At 29.4% G+C, this 16,219-nt stretch carries 12 protein-coding genes; 7 read left to right on the plus strand and 5 right to left on the minus strand.

The window, feature by feature from the left end:
* Positions 1–7 precede the first annotated feature (7 nt).
* From RBH29_RS01105 to RBH29_RS01125, 5 genes are all read right to left on the minus strand, one after another.
* Positions 8–1,069, minus strand: coding sequence for an ABC transporter permease (locus RBH29_RS01105; protein WP_306694512.1), 1,062 nt, complete (start codon positions 1,067–1,069; stop codon positions 8–10).
* A complete protein-coding gene (locus RBH29_RS01110; RefSeq protein WP_306694516.1) occupies positions 1,059–1,832 on the minus strand; it encodes an ABC transporter permease in 774 nt (257 codons plus the stop codon). Before RBH29_RS01110 ends, RBH29_RS01105 begins: the two co-directional genes overlap by 11 nt.
* A 22-nt stretch (positions 1,833–1,854) precedes the next feature.
* Complete coding sequence (locus tag RBH29_RS01115; RefSeq protein ID WP_306694518.1) at positions 1,855–2,790, minus strand: ABC transporter ATP-binding protein; 936 nt, start codon at positions 2,788–2,790, stop codon at positions 1,855–1,857.
* Positions 2,791–2,940: 150 nt separating this feature from the next.
* Positions 2,941–3,588, minus strand: coding sequence for a response regulator transcription factor (locus RBH29_RS01120; RefSeq protein WP_306694521.1), 648 nt, complete (start codon positions 3,586–3,588; stop codon positions 2,941–2,943).
* A 23-nt stretch (positions 3,589–3,611) separates the two neighbouring features.
* On the minus strand, positions 3,612–4,394 hold the full coding sequence (locus RBH29_RS01125) for a sensor histidine kinase (protein ID WP_306694522.1): 783 nt from the start codon (positions 4,392–4,394) through the stop codon (positions 3,612–3,614).
* A gap of 803 nt (positions 4,395–5,197) precedes the next feature.
* On the opposite strand from RBH29_RS01125, the gene RBH29_RS01130 reads away from it, so the two are divergent.
* The 7 genes from RBH29_RS01130 to RBH29_RS01160 all read left to right on the plus strand — a co-directional run bounded on the left by RBH29_RS01130 (position 5,198) and on the right by RBH29_RS01160 (position 15,885).
* The gene (locus RBH29_RS01130; RefSeq protein ID WP_306694524.1) at positions 5,198–6,235 is read left to right on the plus strand and encodes a Wadjet anti-phage system protein JetD domain-containing protein; all 1,038 of its coding nucleotides are present in this window, start codon (positions 5,198–5,200) and stop codon (positions 6,233–6,235) included.
* Complete coding sequence (locus tag RBH29_RS01135) at positions 6,216–7,784, plus strand: hypothetical protein (RefSeq protein WP_306694525.1); 1,569 nt, start codon at positions 6,216–6,218, stop codon at positions 7,782–7,784. The genes RBH29_RS01130 and RBH29_RS01135 overlap by 20 nt, the downstream gene beginning before the upstream one ends.
* Entirely contained in the window at positions 7,784–8,497 is a 714-nt protein-coding gene (locus RBH29_RS01140) for a DUF6063 family protein (protein WP_306694528.1), read from the plus strand. The genes RBH29_RS01135 and RBH29_RS01140 overlap by 1 nt, the downstream gene beginning before the upstream one ends.
* A 4-nt stretch (positions 8,498–8,501) precedes the next feature.
* On the plus strand, positions 8,502–12,920 hold the full coding sequence (locus tag RBH29_RS01145; protein ID WP_306694529.1) for a chromosome partitioning protein ParA: 4,419 nt from the start codon (positions 8,502–8,504) through the stop codon (positions 12,918–12,920).
* 144 nt (positions 12,921–13,064) lie between these two features.
* Complete coding sequence (locus RBH29_RS01150; RefSeq protein WP_306694530.1) at positions 13,065–14,234, plus strand: iron-containing alcohol dehydrogenase; 1,170 nt, start codon at positions 13,065–13,067, stop codon at positions 14,232–14,234.
* Positions 14,235–14,360: 126 nt separating this feature from the next.
* On the plus strand, positions 14,361–15,209 hold the full coding sequence (locus RBH29_RS01155; protein WP_306694531.1) for a stalk domain-containing protein: 849 nt from the start codon (positions 14,361–14,363) through the stop codon (positions 15,207–15,209).
* Positions 15,210–15,381: 172 nt separating this feature from the next.
* Positions 15,382–15,885 (plus strand): GNAT family N-acetyltransferase, encoded by a 504-nt coding sequence (locus RBH29_RS01160; protein ID WP_306694532.1) that lies wholly within the window; start codon positions 15,382–15,384, stop codon positions 15,883–15,885.
* The last annotated feature ends 334 nt before the right edge of the window (positions 15,886–16,219 follow it).

Here is a 16,219-nt window from a genome sequence, read left to right on the forward strand (position 1 = left end):
AGAAAAGTTATAGGTTGTTTTCAGATGGAGTTATGGATTTTATACCTATAGATGCAAAAACTGCACCAAAAAGAATTAAAATAAGTAAATTTATTACAATGCTATCTAAAGGATAGCCGTCTACAAGTTTTTCGTAGGCGGTTATTCCCCATTTTTGAGGGAAAAAATTAGAAAATTTTTCGAGTGTTTCTCCCATAAAATCATAATGTAAAAAAGCACCTCCTGCAAAGCATGAAAATATTGACACCATAACATTAAAAGCTAAATATACTTTAGTATTGCGAACAAGTCCAATTAAGCCTATATTAATTCCTACTGTACTTAACAAGAAGAAAAATAATACTAAAAAAACATTTCCGAAGGTTGTTTTCCAGTCAAAACCAAAACCTAATTTAGTAATCAAAAGAAAAAGGTAAATTTTTAGGCTTCCAAGAAATAGAACTGAAATAAGTGTACCTAAAATAAATTCATAGTTTTTTACAGGAGCACAAAACAATCTTGTGAATGTCTTTTTCTTTTTATCTTCTAAAACTAATTCCATTATAGTACCCACAAAAACAAGTATTGACATAAACATAAAGCTTATTGATAAACGGGGGCCTCCAATATTATTGACAGCATTTCTTAAGATTTGTATATCAGCGTTTTCTGTTCCTAAGGTAGAAGCTCTTATATATTCTTCTACTAGCATTCTTACATGTATAACATTAGCATTGTTTTTAAGACTTATTATTTTTACGTTGGTTTTTAGTTGGTTTTTTAGTCGGTACTCAAAGTCTTCTGGGAATACAATTCCTACATCTATTTCTTTAGTGTTTATTTTATCTTCAATAGCATCAGAAGGATAATAAACTAGATTAAATTTATCAATATTATTAAATGTGTTAGGTAGCTTATATCCTTCATCTAAAGGAATGTTTATTGCAACCTCAACTTTATCATAAAATGAAACCATTATTATACCTATAGAACTACCTATAATAGGAAATACAAGTAAGAAAAATAGGGCCATGGGCTCTCGTATAATTCTTCTTATGTTATTTATTGCAATATTTAAACTAGTTATCATAAATACTTTTCCTCCTAAAAAACAATATTGATAGCGTTAAAAAGATTAAAGATGAAATAAGCAAAACATAAATATTTCCAAAAGACTCTTTTAAAACTTTTCCATCCATGTTATTAAGATAGCTTTCAAAAGCCCATTTAAATAAAGTAAAGGAGCTGGTTTTACTATATTGTAAAGTTGCAGAAGTTGATCCGCTTAAAAAAGTCATTAAAATAATTAGTATTGACATAATACCTGCGGCAAGTTTTGTATTATGAACAAAGGTTGAAATTAACATGGCTAAAGAAACAGAGGACAATACACATATAAAAGTAACAAACAAAAGGTTAAAAATAGAATAACCCCAAAAAACTTCTAAGAGTTTTGATGATATTACAATGTATACTATTGAAACTATCATTATTGAAAAAACAAATCCCGTCAAATAGCCAGCAAGTATTTGGATTTTTCTTATAGGTGACATGAGTATCCTAGAAAGAGTATGATTTTCTTTGTCAGAAGCAATGAAGGAGGCCACTATAACTCCGCATGTAAAAATTAACTGGACTAATATTGATGCACCATAAAAATTTAGAGAATTTATTTTATCATAATCATCGAGTATAATCATTTGGCACAATCCAGATAAAGCTCCTTTGTAATCACCAACAAAATTGTCATATGCATTTCGTGAGTATATTAACTGTATAAAGTGAATTACCACTATAAATATTAATAATGCAGTGTTTTTGTAAAAGAACTTTACAATTCTTTTAGATAACATAAAAAATTGATATATATACATATTAACACCTCAAACTTTTTCCTGTTAAAGCTAGATAAACACTTTCTAAAGTTGGCTGTTCAATGTTGACATTTTTTATTGTAATGTTGTTTTGAAAGAGTATAAAAAGTATGTCTTGAAGATTATTTTGTAAATTGCTTGTTACTATGTTGAGAAAGTTTTTATCTGAAGCAACATTTAAAATTCCTTTAAGTTTTTTTATTTCATTTATAGCTTTCTGCTCTAAGTTTACAGTATCAATTGTTATAGTTTCCTTTGAATCGGTCAGGGTTTTTAATTCGCTTTTGTTGCCGCAGGCAATTACCTTTCCGTTGTCAATAATCCCCACCTTGTTACATAATTCCTCTGCTTCATCAATATAGTGAGTGGTGTATACAATGGTCATACCCTGGCTATTTAATTTTTTGACAGATTTTATAATTTGGTTTCTTGAATGTGTGTCTATACCTACAGTGGGTTCATCCATTATTAATATATCGGGTTTGTGAAGAATTGAGCAGGCTATATTGAGTTTTCTTTTCATACCTCCTGAAAAGGATTTAGGTTTATCTTTTTGTTTGTCAAAAAGATCCACAAATTCTAAAGCATCTCCTATTCTAGTGTTTAAAGTTTTTCCTCTAATTCCATAAAGGCTTGCAAAAAACTCTAAATTTTCACGAGTAGATATATTCTCATAAATTGCTATATCCTGAGGGACAATACCAATGTTCTTTTTTATTTTAAGAGCATTATTTATTATATCCATACCAAAGATATGGACATTACCTGAGTCAGGTCTTAAAAGACCTGAGAGTATTTTGATGATGGTGCTTTTTCCTGCTCCATTTGCACCTATAAGACCAAATATCTCATTTTTTGGTATATTAAGATTTACATTATCTAAAGCAATAATATTCCCAAATCTTTTTACAAGATTTGAAATATTTATTATATCCATAAAAACCCCCATAATATTTTTTTAATTGTTTTCTTAAAAAGCAATAGTTTTTAAGAAAATATTATATTAATATTTTAATTTAATATTAATGTATAATTCATTGACTAAAGTAATTGATTTTAATTTAAAAATATGTTATATAACATGTTTTTAAAAATTATTAGCGTTGCCATTATTGTAATAAAATACTGCTATTTGAGTTCTGTCTCTTAGATTAAGTTTATTTAAAATGGTTGATATTTTGTTTTTTATAGTACCCTCAGTTAAAAATAAAGAATCTGCAATTTCCCTGTTTGTCATGCCCTTAGCTATATGTTTTATTATTTCAATTTCTGTATCGGATAAAAAATATTTATCAAAAGAAATTTCATCTGGAGAATTTAATAAATTAGGCAATTTAGTTGCAGCATTTTCGCCTACTAAAATATTTCCACTAAAAACAGTTTTTAAGGCAGAAATTATTTTTTCAGGGTATGAATTTTTCAGTACATAACCCTTTGCTCCCTGTTTTAAGGCTTCATATATATATTTATCATCGTCAAATGTTGTTAATACCAGAATTTTCATTTCGGGTTTAAATTCAAGAATTTTCTTAGTTGCAATTATACCATTGCATACTGGCATTTTAATGTCCATAAGTATTACGTCAATTTCAGGATGTTTAATTACTAATTTATATGCTTCATCTCCATTTTTGCAATCAAATATTACATTTATATCATTTTCTAAGTCAAGAATTAATTTAAGGTTTTCCCTTAGTAACTGATCGTCATCAACAATCAAAACATTTATAATCAATGTAAATCCCCCTCTTTATACAATTAAGAATCAATTGGTATAATTGTTGTTATTTTAAAACAATTTTTTGTTGTAATTTTTAGTTTACCTCCTAAAAGCCAAACTCTCTCTTCCATACCTGTAATCCCCATTCCTTTTTTTATTTTTGTGCATCCTCTTCCATTATCCTCTATTGAAAGTTCAACTTTATTCATAAAATAAGATAATGTTATGTCTATATGGTTTGCCCCACCATGACGTACAGAGTTTGTTATAGCTTCCTGTATGTTTTTATATATTACAATCTGGGTACTAGGATATAATTTTTGATATTGACCATTAATATTAAAATTAATTATAATTCCTGTGCTTTTTTTAAAATTTTCAATCATATGTTCAATTGATTGAATTCTGTATGGAATTTCCTCGGGTTTAATTTTTTTAACTACTTTCCTAAGTACTTCTGTACAATTTCTTAAATTATCTCTAACGGAATTTAGAATGTTTCTTCCTTTTTCATTGTCTATCTTAATTATTTTTATAGCTGCTTCTAGTTGGATTAAAATTGAAACAAGTTTATGTCCGAGTGTATCATGTATCTCTCTTGATATTCTGTTTCTTTCCTCTGCTTGAGATAAATACTCAATCTTTTTGGAATATATTTCAAGTTTTTTCTTAGCATCTTCTAGCTGGTAGCTGTAACTTCTGTTTTGATCGTATAAGGTTTCAGTTTTTTTTATAATATTTTCAAGTTTTTTTATTCGATAAGAAAACAAAAAAAGCAGTAAAGAAAAAGATGTAAAAATAAAAGTGTTTTCTAAATTCATATTTTTTAATAAATATAATAACAGAATAAAAAACATAAAAAGCAGTAATTTGTATTTATTTTGAATAAGTAGACCAATGTCAGTTAAACTTATAAAAATGAGAAAGTAAGGTTTTGTGGAAAGTGTTATAGCAAAAAGGAAAAAGAGAATAAAATCCACTACTAAAGATAATGTAATATATTTATCTTTTTGAAGAAATAATCTTAATTGACTATTAAAAATAAATAGCAGAAATAAAAGAGTATAGTATTCGTAATTACTTATTTCTTTATTGTATACAGCATATATAATAGAAATAATAACTATAAATAATCTAATAAAAACCTCAATTCTCAAAGAAATGACTCCTTTACATAGTATTTTTATAAATTTTATCAACACAATTATATCAGATTTTTTTAAAAAAAAGTGACTTAAGTCACTTTTTTTTAAATGGCTAAGAAAGCACATTGCTTTCTGGCATCAAAAAAGTCTACCGAAAGGCTGTACTTCAAAGGATTACCCTAACCTTAAATCGGTGAAGCCGACTTTTTTAATGGCTAAGAAAGCACATTGCTTTCTGGCATCAAAAAAGTCTACCGAAAGGCTGTACTTTAAAGGATTACCCTAGCCTTAAATCGGCGAAGCCGACTTTTTTATTATGGTAGAAACATTGTGGAGAAAGTTATAATAGTTGATTTATATTTCACAGTGTACTTACATTTAATATTAAAAAAATGTTGGACTTAAGATATCTTTGTAATATAATTAAAAGAGAAAAGTAATGCAAAAAAAGAGATAGAGAAGGGGAGTATGTTTTTCAAATGGACAATTTTATATATAAATTGATAGACAATCACCCTAAAAAAAGTATAGAAATATTTGACTTGCTTTTAAAAGTAGAAAAGCACTTTAAAAGTGATGATTTTGAACTGAAAGGTGGATACAGAGCTTTTGCATTTGCTATATATGATTTTTGTCAAAAAGGAATACTTTATCCTGTAAAGACCTCTAAAACAAATGGAAGAAATCCATTACTTTATAATAAATATAGAATTATTTTAAAAAAAGAGTATGACAGCACTCATTTAGAAGAGTTAAACTCATTTCATCCAAAGCTTGATAAGAGTTTTTACCATCGAAATTCTAAAGCATATAAAGAAGATAGAAATTATATATTAGAGTTGTCTAAATATCTTTCAGACATAGAAAAATCCAGCTGGTTAAATCATAGATGTACTATGAATGAGAGATCTTTTGAAATATTTAATGATGAAAAATTTTTGGACAAAAAGGGAAGAGTTTTGTTAAAAAGATTAGGGATTTCCTTAGATGATTTAAACTGCTACAAAGCATTAGAGGCTTTTTTCTATATTCTATTTGAAATAAAAGAAAAACTCAATGTATTGATAATTGAAAATAAAGAAACGTTTTTTTCTATTTTAAAATATCTTGAAAGAAGTGGATGTAAGTCACTTTGCGGAATTAGAATTGATATGTTAATATATGGTGAGGGTAAGAAAATAGTAAACAGTTTAAAATTTATAAATGAGATAGTAGCAGGAACTGATATAGAAAAAATATACTACTTTGGTGATTTGGATTTTGAAGGGATAGGAATATATAATTCACTGGTTTTAAAATACCATGATTATTCCATTGTTCCTCATATTAAACTTTACAAACAACTTTTAAGTGAGGCGAAAAATCCACCACCATTAAAGACTTGTCAATCAGAAATTTCAATAGATAAGTTTATTGAAAATTTTGATAATGAAAGCAGAGAAAAAATTATTAAAATACTTTATGATAAAAGGTACATTCCTCAGGAGGCGTTGAATTTTGGAAGAAAGAATTTATGAAGGTATGGATTGTCTAAAAGATTTTAAAGAGAGAATGAAAAATTTGGCACCTTTTATTCACTTAGGAAAAAAGCTTGGGGCAGTTCAAAAATATGAAGATTATGATATGGTGTCGGTTGGCTTTTCAGTGCTTCTTTTTATTTTGGAAAACATGCTTATAGGTCGTGAAGAATGCAGCATTGACGATATAGCAAACTTTCTTCAAATGGTTATAAAGGACTCATATGAAGTTAATTTGACGCAGGAAGAAGCTAAAGAAATGGCATTTTACATACGGGACTCTATTTCTGGAAGTGGCGGAGAGGTGGTTGATTTTAAGTTTAAAAATCTAGAGACTAAAAGGGACGAGGCAATTCCTTTAAAGCTTATAGATACATCTTATTATGAAATAAAAAAGTCTGCTAGATATAAACTTACAGATCAGGGAATGGAAATGCTTTTTAAGACACGAGAGATTTACTCTGAATTTAGAATAAATGTAACTCAGATGTATTTAAAACAACAGATTGAAAAAGGAGTTTTTTCAGGTGCTCTGCAAACTGTAAATGAATTAAACCTTCAGGTAAGACAGCTTAGAGAAAGGCTTGAAACTCTTCTTTTAAATATAAGGCAAAATGTTTTGGGGATTGATTTTGAAGATTTAAAAAAGCTTTTTGAAAAGATAAAAGAGCAGTTTGAAACAGAAAGAAGAGAATTTAAAAACATTAAAAGAATTTTAAAAGAACAGAGGATAAACATTGAAAAGATAAATTATAATGATTTGAAAGAAAGAGAACTAAAAAATTTAGAGCAGATAAAAATACTCTCTACAAAGCTTAATATAGCGACTTCAGAGCATGACAGGCTTTTTAATGAAAAACTTGATATTGTAGGAGAGTACCTAAAGACAATTGAAATAAGGCTTCGCCAAGGTGTAAGTGAATATATAGATTTTGAAAAAAATATTTTTGATGTGCTTATTTCAAAAAACTCAGAATTTGAGTCTTTAAAAAGCATTTTATCGCCCCTTCTTGTAGACAAAGCATCAAAAAAAGCATTTAACCCCTTTAAAGCATTGGACTATCAAAGGGTTAAAAATGAAGATGAGGAAGAAGAGAGAGAAAAAATTGATATTGAGAAGCAACTATTAATAAAAGAAGAAGAGGAGAAAAAAGAACGTGAAAAAAGAGATGAAAAGATAGAGGCCTATCTTTTGGCAATACTAAAAGAGGTCTTTGAAAAGGAAAAGTCAAATCTTAGTTTGGCTATAAAACGTCTTCATGAGGAGCTTTTAAAATGTGTTTCATATGACTTTGACTTTTATAGCTTAATTATGATTCTTCATCAGCATAAGTATATAGATTTTAAAGATTTAGATGATATATTAAATAAGATGGTAAGAGATACATCTTCATACAATATAAATGTCTATTATCTTTTTGATAGGATATTTAATAAAAACCCCAATCTTAAAAAGTTAAAGTCGTTGATTTTTATATCAACTAAAAAGAAGATTACTTTTGAAAATGGTAATGAAATAACTGATTTTATAATTAGAGGTGAAAAATAATGGAAAACTTATCTCCTGAGTCGGTGAGAAAAGCGTTTAGATTATATTTAGATCTTATAGAAAAATCTAAAATAACCAAAAAAGAAAATAGTGAAAGTTTTGAGGATTTTGAAGATGCAGAAATATCTTTTATAACAGGTATTTTTGAAGAGGAAGCTGAAATAATGATATTAAGATCTGGTGATACCCTTTATTATACACCTAGAACAGACAACAAATTTTTTGGATTTACAAATGAAGAGTTAAGGGATAAAATGGGATTTTCAAATAATACTGAGCTTTATATATCATACATAATAATACTGTCTATTATTATAAAGTTTTTTAATGGTGAAAATTATAACAATAAAGTTCGTTCAATGCTAAAAGTTGAAGAATTAGAAGCTTACATAACAGAGAAAATGCAGTCTACCCAGTCAAATGAAAATGAAGAAGAAATTGATGAAGCTTTAAGTTTTAATTTTGGAAAAGTTTCAAAACTTTGGCTTGACCTTCCTACATATGATGAAAAGATTAAAAGCTTAGGTCAGTCTAAGGGCACAAAAATAAGCTATATAATGAGAACGATACGATTTTTGAAAGATCAGGGTCTAGTAAATCTTGATCAAGACAGTGAAATATATACTACAGATAAGATGGATACACTTGTTATAAGCTATTATCCTGAAAGTACGAGAAAAAAAGAAATTTTATCTTTTCTTGAAAGGATGTGATTTTTTGCCTCAAATTAATAGATTTAGAGTAGTTAATTTTAGGTATGATGATGATAAAAAGTACATTGCAAATGAATTATATGAGTTTGATACTAAAAACTCTCTCATAAACCTTGAAAATGGTGGAGGTAAAAGTGTTATATTGCAGTTGGCACTTCAAGTGGTACTTCCAAATGCAAGTATGGGAAGTAGGAATTTTTCAAATTATTTTAAGGTAGGAGCATCACCTACCCATATTCTAGTTGAATGGAAACTTGACGGAACAAGAGGAGAGTATCTTTTGACAGGTATATGTGTTTCTAAAAATGCAGATGGAATAAGGTTTTTCACATATACTCATAATTATACTCTGCCCCATGATTTAGATATTAAATCTATTGAGGTTGTAAATAAGGACAAGCAGGTGACTAATTTTTCAGAATACTACAATTATTTAAAAAGGCTGTCTTCTGAAAGAAGGCTTAATATTAATGTTTATTCACGGGACAGACAGAGAGAATATAAAAATAAAATATATACATTTAATCTCTATAGTGATGAATTTAAGGCAATTAAGACTATAAACCAATCAGAGGGAGGAATAGATAAATTTTTTGAAAATGCAAGAAAGTCAAGAAGCGTTATTGAAAAGCTTATAATTCCAAACATTCCTATCTCAGAGGGAGAAAGTGCTGGAATATTGGCAGAGACATTTAAAAAGCATTTAGAGAATTTGAAAAACATTCCACTTTATCAATACAGCATTAAAACATATGAAGCTTTTTGTGATAAGGCATCTGGACTTCTTTTAAAACTTGAAGACTATGGCAAAGAGGTAGAAGAAATAAACGATATAAGTCGGGATATTTTAGCATTAGAAAACCTTATATCAATTGCTGTAGATAGACTGTATAAAGATGGTGAGGTTCTAAAGGAAGACAATGAGGTGTGCTTGCAAAAAATAGAAGAACTTTCATACAAAAAAGATAGTTTTATTTACCAAAACAAGATTATCGAAATGGAAAATTTAAAAGTAAAGCATGAGAAGCTTCAAATGGAAGTGTCTAAGATAAAAGAAGAAGTTTCAAATTGTGAAAGAAAAATAAAATTTATTGAGTCTAGTTTTTCCTATAAGGAAATGTCAGATTGCAAAAGTAAGATTTTAAATCTTACTGCAAAGCTTGAAACCATTTCAAAAGAGAGAAACGAAATTGAAGAAGAATATCAAAATTTAATTTATCGTGGAAAAGAGCTTTTGACAGAGGAAATAGAAAAACTTCAAAATAATATAAGTTTTTTAGATGAAAAATATCAAACTCAAATTAAAGAAAGGGATAATCTTTATAAAAATCTTGATGAAAAAAATAAAGAAAGAGATAAGACTAGAGATGTTTTGTCCTCAATTAATACAAAGCTAACGGACTTAAAAGAAAGGCATTCAAAAATAACAGGATATTTCGCAAAGGATGTTACACTATTAGTTGATGCTGATGATGGGCTTAAAAAACTTTCAGGCGAAAAAGAAAATTTGATAAATGAAGCAGCACAATTAAAAGATACAATTGAAAAGACAAAAAAGAAAATAGAAGATATTGATATAACAAAGGGAAGAAAAAAAGAAGCTTTGGCAATCTGCTCAGAGAAGAAAAAGAATATTGAAGAAGATATTTCATCATATAATGAAAAGCTTTCTAAAATAAATAATGAAATATCAATGCATGAAGTTACAGCTAATGTCTACAGTAATGAGGCGTTTGAAGCATTAAAGGCTAAGAAGCTTAAACTGGACAACTTAGCAGGAGATGTTTTAGGAAGATATCATGAACTTGTAAAGAGGAAGTATCTTTTTGAGGGATGTGACTACTATATCCCAGATATAGAAATTAAAAAAGTGTATGAATTATTAAAAGAGCGAGATATAAATTGTATCCCAGGTTCTTTGTGGCTAAAAAACCAAGAAGAAGGTTTAAGGTATGGGCTTTTGCATAAAAATCCTCTTTTGTGCCATTCGATTATTATACAGAAAAATCAAATTGAACTTATAAATAATATATCTTCAGAAATATTTGAACTGGTTGAAAACTACCCTGTAACATTTATAGTGGATTCGCCAGAGGGAATAATTACAAGTGAAAAAGAAGATGAAATGGCAAAAGGGATTGACAGATTAAGTGGTGTAGAATCCTATGTTGTATTTTCTAAAAACAGTATTTTTTCAGTAGAGCCGGATAAGTTTAAAGATTATTTAATGAGCCTTGATGAAAAAATAAAAAATACAAAAGAACAACATCAGTTAATGAAAATTGATGTTGAGAAGATAACAGGTCTTTTAGAAAGGTGTGGTGAATTTAAAAATCTATATCCAAAAAATTATTATTCTGAGAATGAGAAAAAACTACATTCTATAGAAGATGGTATTAGAAAGGAAGAAAATGAGTTAAAAGAATTAGAAGAAAAAAGAATAGCATATAACGATTTAATAAATAAAAATAATAAGTCTGTTTTATCTACAGAAGAGGCTATTTTAGAAAAAGAAAAGGATATAGAAAATTTAAAAGAATTTATTGAAGTTGTAAGTAGAATGGACAAGCTTAACAAAGAACGTGAAAAAGAGGAAAAGAGTAAAAGTGAAATTGAAGATGAAATAGACACAATTAATCAAAAGGTTAGAAAGCTATCAGAGAGTATTGAGAGCGTAAAGGATAATTTAAAAGATGTTAAGAGAAATAATCAGGAAAAGGCAGAAGATTTAAATGAAATATTATTAAAGCTTGATATAGAGAAGCCAACTGTAAAAATTACAGGGACACTACAGGATATACTTTCAAGGGCTAAAGGACTTGAAAGAAAAATTGAAGACAGTGCAGCAGAACAGATAAAAGAGAGAATTGACAGTTATAAAAAAGATCAAGAAAAACATCTAAAGAGAATATATTCAAATGGTTTTAATGAGAAGGATTTTGAAAATTTGAGCATTACTTATAAAGAGGAGGACTTAGAAAGGGCTAAAAAAGAGTTTGAGAAGATTAAAAAAGAATATGAAAATTTAGACACAGAGGAAAGGGAGCTATCTGTAAAACTTGGTGTTCTAAAAGGTAAGGCAGAGGAATTTGAATTGGGTATAATTAAAAAATTCAATTTAGAACCCTTTAACTTTGAATCTTTAGAAAGTGTTGATGAAGAAACTTTTAATAAGGGTATTGAGGCATACAATAGAAAGAAAAATAAAAATATAAAAAAACTTGGGGAGTTAGAAAAGAGAAGAACTAAGCTTTTAGAATATAAAAATAGGCTTGAAGATTATATAAATGAAAATGATATAGGAATAAAGACAACTTCAAGGGAAAATATGGACAGTTTTTCATATGAGGAGCAAACCATTTCAATGTGGGATATGCTAAAGCTTCCTGTTGAAAAAATTGCTGTAATTGCTAATAATCAAAGAAAAAAATATAGGGAATTAAAAAAACAGCTAGAAGAGGCAAAGTCAAATATTGAAGAAAGTTATGATAATCTTTATAGGGAATCGGACTGGGCTGAAAATATTACAGTAAGAATGATTTTAGAAAAGATAATTAAAAAAGACATGTATAATTATACTTTTGTAAAAGATCTTTTTAAAGATATGTTACAAAGTGTTGAAAATATGAAAAAGGCAACTAATTTTCAATTAGAGGAGTCTTTAAGGGATAAGCAAGAGATAGTTGAGAGGTGTTATGCTAAGGCGGAATCTGTCTATGAGGAACTTAAATCAGTTGATAGCTTTTCTAAAATAAATTTTGAAGGAAAGAGCAGAAAAACTGTAATAATTGAAATGCCCACACTTCACAAAGAAGAAGGTAAGGCGTTAATGGCTCATTATATAGAATCTTCAATAAGTGAAATAGAAAAAATGAAGGAAGAGGGAAAATACGATCCAGCTAAAATTGATGGAGAAGTATCAAGGATAATGTCCCCAGTGAGGCTTTTAGATGCAGTAACCAGCCTAAATGAATACTCAATTAAGGTGTTTAAGCCTGAATCCACAGTTGGAGCATCAAGATATATCCGATGGGAAGTTGTTGTAAACTGGTCTGGTGGAGAAAAACTTGCTGGATTTTTCGCCATGTTTATTTCGATTATTTCATACTTAAGATACAAAAAAACAGGTTGGAAAGAGTCATCAAAAGTAATATGGATTGACAATCCTTTTGGGCAGGCAAATGCAAACTATCTTCTTTCATATATTTTTGATTTGGCAAGATCAACAAATACTCAGATGATTTGTCTTACAGGTCATTTACAGGTTGATATATACATGCAGTTTGATGTGGTGTACAGCCTTATTCATAGAACACTTACAGGCATGAATATGAGTGTTATACAGTCAAAGTTGGTTAAATCTCATGAAGGATTAGAGTCGGCATTTTATAAGGTACAGCAAGAGCAGATGTCACTGTTTTAGCTTATAGATTTATAGAAAGGATACAGCCCTTGTATTAAAAAGGCTGTTGGTAAAACTCTTTGTTTGAGGGTATAATGAAAGTATCTAATAAATAACATGTACCTATCAAATTATAAAGCTTGTTAAAAAAAGGAGAGGATATTCATGGAAAATTTTACTTTTCAAAATTCTACTAAAATAATTTTTGGACGTGAAACTGAACTAAAAGTTGGAGATGAAATTAAAGGGAAGGGCAGTAAAGTATTGCTACACTATGGTGGAGGTAGTATAAAAAAGACTGGTTTGTATGATAAAGTAACTAATTCATTAAAAAAATCAGGAATTGAATTTGTAGAACTTGCTGGGGCTATGCCTAATCCAAGACTTGGACTTGTAAATGAAGGGATAAAGATTTGCAGGGACAATAAAATAGATTTTATATTAGCTGTAGGTGGAGGAAGTGCTATTGATTCTGCAAAAGCTATAGCTGTTGGTGTACCTTATGATGGGGATGTATGGGACTTTTATGATGGAAAAGCTGAAGCCAAAGAAGCTATTCCTGTTGGAGTGGTTCTGACCATTCCAGCAGCTGGAAGTGAAGCCAGTCCAAACTCTGTAGTCACTAAAGAGGAAGGATTGTTAAAGCGTGGAATGTACTCTGAACTAATAAGACCTGTATTTTCAATATTAAATCCAGAGCTTACCTATACTCTTCCAGATTATCAGACAGCTTGTGGTGCATCAGATATGATGGCACATATTTTAGAAAGATATTTTACTAATACTACACATGTAGATTTGACAGACAGACTTTGTGAAGGTACTCTAAAAACTATTATTAAAAATGCTCCCATTGTACTAAATGAGTCTGAGAACTACAATGCAAGGGCAGAGGTGATGTGGGCAGGTACCATTGCACATAACGGGCTTTTAAATACTGGAAGAGTGGATGATTGGGCTTCCCATGGTATAGAGCATGAAATAAGTGCTATTTATGACGTTGCCCATGGAGCTGGTTTAGCAGTTGTTTTTCCAGCTTGGATGAAGTATGTCTATAAAAATAATGTGAATAGATTTGTTCAATTTGCAGTGAGAGTGTGGAATGTGGAAATGAATTTTGAAGATCCTGAAAAGACTGCATTAGAAGGTATAGAAAGAACTACTCAGTTTTTTAGAGGGATAGGTCTTCCTGTTACATTAAAAGAGATGGAAATAGGAGATGAAAGACTTGAAGAAATGGCATCAAAAGCGACAATGAATGGAAAAATTACTTTGGGAAATTTCATGAAGTTAAATAAAGATGATGTTTATAATATTTTAAAATTGGCTATATGAGTGAATTAATAGTGAATAAATGTTGTAAATCTATTATTGAAAAACATGTAGAGGATTTTATTGTTATTGAGCAGTTTGCACTATAAGTAAGGTATTCCTATTTCTAAAGAAAGGAATGAATAAAGTATGAAAAAAATATCTTTTCTTACTACAGCAATATTAATTATGATGACAGTTTTTGCGACAACAATATCTGCTCAGGCACCGATTGATATAATGCTAAATGGAGAAAGTATTAATTTTCCTGATGCAAAGCCATTTATAGATGGCAATGGAAGAACTCAAGTTCCTGTAAGGTTTATAACTGAAGCATTAGGTGCATCTGTAAAATGGGATGGAAGTACAAAAACAGTTACAATAACATTAGATAATAAAAAGATAGAAATTGTAATAGGAAGAAGAAGTTATACTGTTAACAGAAGAAAGAGACAGATGGATACGGCAGCAGTGTTAAAGGGAGATAGAACTTTTGTGCCAGTGAGATTTATAGGTGAGGAATTTGGGGCAAGAGTAAATTGGGACAGCTTATACAGGATGGTCTATATAAATACAATTAAAGAGCATGAAGACTCAGGAAATGAGAAAATTGAATCTAATGTTGATTATCAAACGGAAATGTTGAATCTTGTAAATGGAATAAGGGAAAGTGCTGGATTAAACCCTTTAGAATATGACAGTGCATTAGGAGCGGCTGCACAGGTAAGATCTGATGAATTACCATCTAGTTTTTCACATACAAGACCGGATGGAACTTCTTGTTTTACTGTTTTAAAGGAGTACTCAGTAAGTTACAGGACGTGTGCAGAAAATATAGCAGCAGGAAAATCTGAGCCTTCAGAGGTAATTGAGCAGTGGATGAATTCAGAAGGTCATAGAAAAAACATACTAAATCCTTCATTTGAAAAAATGGCAATTGGCTATACAGAGTCAAATGAAGGGTACAGGCACTACTGGGTTCAGCTATTTACAGGATAAGCATAATAAGAAGGAGTTGTTGAAATAAAATAACAACTCCTTCTTAATTGATACAAACTAACGGATTAAAAGAAGAGCATGAATTCAAGGTCTTATAAAGGTGAGGTAATTAAATCATCATAGCTAAGTATGATAAGGTTAAAATAGTTATTAAAAAGTCGAGGGGATTAGGATGTCAGAATATATAATTAGAGAAATTAAAGATTCAGAGATATATCTTTTAAAAGATTTTATTTATGAGGCAATTTTTCAAAAGGATGAGGATACTCCACTGCCAAAAAGTGTTATAAACCAACCAGATGTCAGAGTTTATATTGAAGATTTTGGTAAACCCGATGACTTGTGCCTTGTAGCTGAAATTGATGGGAAGGTTGTTGGTGCAGTATGGACGAGAATATTATCAGGAGAAGTAAAGGGCTATGGAAATATTGATGACAAAACTCCTGAATTTGCAGTTTCTTTATACAAGGGGTATCGAGGCAAAGGTATTGGAACTGCACTTATGAAAAGCATGCTAAAATTACTAAAAGATTGTGGATATAAAAAAACATCTTTAGCAGTTCAAAAGGATAATTATGCAGTTAAGATGTATAAAAATGTTGGTTTTGAAGTAGTTAAAGAAATTGAAGAAGAATATCTTATGGTACATGACTTTGTAAAGTCAGATCAGTATTAATTATGATTTTTATTTTATAACATAATTAGGTACGTATAGATCTAGGTTTTTATAAGCCTAGGTCTATTTTTTAAAGGCAGGAACCCCTAGTGAACAAGAAAATTCATAAGCCATAGCGAACTTTCTTTGAGACTTAGTTTTAACTCGTTGAGGGCTAAATCTAAAGTTAGGGCATCAGGTGGAGAGTCTATTGCACCTCAAAATTTTAAGACTCAATTTAGCACAATATAGTGGTAAGTAATATTAGGCACTTATCTACTGTAAATACCAAATCTCAATAAATTACATAACATTAATATAACTTCTTGTAAAATGTCATCCAAGAAAGGACTTT

The organism is Herbivorax alkaliphila (genome assembly GCF_030848475.1).
Classification (GTDB): domain Bacteria; phylum Bacillota; class Clostridia; order Acetivibrionales; family Acetivibrionaceae; genus Herbivorax.